Origin of the sequence: Mesorhizobium sp. M7A.F.Ca.US.014.04.1.1, assembly GCF_003998745.1 — a bacterium.
GTDB lineage: Bacteria > Pseudomonadota > Alphaproteobacteria > Rhizobiales > Rhizobiaceae > Mesorhizobium > Mesorhizobium ciceri.
Genome location: NZ_RZRW01000964.1, coordinates 1 through 1,410 on the forward strand (window position 1 = coordinate 1; position 1,410 = coordinate 1,410).

The following is a 1,410-nucleotide window of genomic DNA, read 5'->3' on the forward strand; positions in this document are numbered from 1 at the left end:
CCGCCTCGGCGCCCATGCCGATGGCCGTGCCACCGCTGCTCAGAAAGCCGATATCAAGTCCCGCTTTTGAATAGGCGCCCAGGGCAGTGCCCTGCGCCCCTGCCTCCGCATTATAACCCACGGCCGAGCCTTCGAGTTCTCCCACATACGCGTGCGGACCGACGGCTGTGGCGAAGGCAGCAGATGTCTGTGCCTGTCCTATAGGGATACTGGTATCATTGCCGCAGGCGAGGCTGTTGGAATGGCCAGTGTCGTGGCCGCCAGCGCACTCACCTGCCAACGCATGCCCTGGAAATACCGAGATGGCCAAAACCATCGCGCCGGCCAAAGCGGTGACGAGGACCGGACCGCCGCGCGAGCTGTCTTGCTCAGTCGCTTTCGCGTCTCTCGATGCGAGCCGGAACCGCCTCCCATCCGACGGTGCGGCTGTCTCTAGTTGGCGCGGCGCGCCCGCCTGCTTGATCATTCTTGCCACCACGCCCAAAAACCCCCGATCAAATTGCCGATGTGGCGGGAGAGTGCAGACAAGGCGATGAAGCGAACAGTCGTCATATGCCGACTGTTCCTCGCTTTGTGAGGCCGCTACCTCCTTGTTGGGTCGGGTTGTTGCCGCATGGTCACATATTCATTTTTGCTAATTATCGATGAGGGGAACCCGGTGGCGACATCATCGCCTTCAGCGACAATGCAACTTGCGCGAGAGCTTCCGTGTGTTAGGCTTCTTCACGAAACCTGATCGTCCCAAGGATCGGAAAGTTCCCATGGCTGACGTCACCATCGAAGCGGTCTCCGCCGTGGTCGGCCAGATTTATGAGGCGGCCTACGACCAGGAACGCTGGCTCAGTGCGGTAACCGGCCTGCGCGACCTGTTCAAGGCATCGCGAAGCTGTATCGCGCGGCTTGATCAGCGGGCGTTCAACGCGGTGGGGACTGTCGATGATCCGGGACTGTGTACTCCCGAGGCGGCGGCAGCACACATGCGGGATCCCATCAGCACCGTCGTGGCTGCGCTGCCGGTTGGCAACATCTATGACCGTGCACGGATAGCGGAAGACGGCGCCGACTTCCGCCGCCGTGAGCTTTGGCAGGACTGGATGAGGCCGCGCGACATGCATCATGGGCTCGCCTCGAATCTTCTCGCATCCAACGGCTCCTATTGGTTTTTCGATATTCACCGCGGCTCCAGGCAGGACGCGTTCGGTGCCGACGACATCGACCTGTTGCAGAAGATCGTGCCGCATATGTTGCGCGCCGGGCAGATCGGCCGGCGGCTGGAGAACACCTCGGCGTTGGCATCGGCTTTCTCCCACCTGCCCTTCGGCGTGTTCCTGGTCAACGGCCACCAGCGGATCGTTCAGATGAACGAGGCCGCCGAGGCGATGCTGGCGCGGCCCGACAGTCCGCTGGCGC

At 62.3% G+C, this 1,410-nt stretch carries 1 protein-coding gene and 1 pseudogene; one reads left to right on the forward strand and one right to left on the reverse strand.

All coding sequences use genetic code 11. The annotated features are described in order from the left end of the window. Positions 1-466: pseudogene (locus tag EOA22_RS33555) on the reverse strand (hypothetical protein); the annotation flags it as partial. 295 nt (positions 467-761) lie between these two features. Here EOA22_RS33555 and EOA22_RS33560 point away from each other — a divergent pair. Further along, positions 762-1,410, forward strand: a 649-nt coding sequence (locus EOA22_RS33560) for a PAS domain-containing protein (protein WP_127390611.1), incomplete at its 3' end; no start/stop codon positions are given.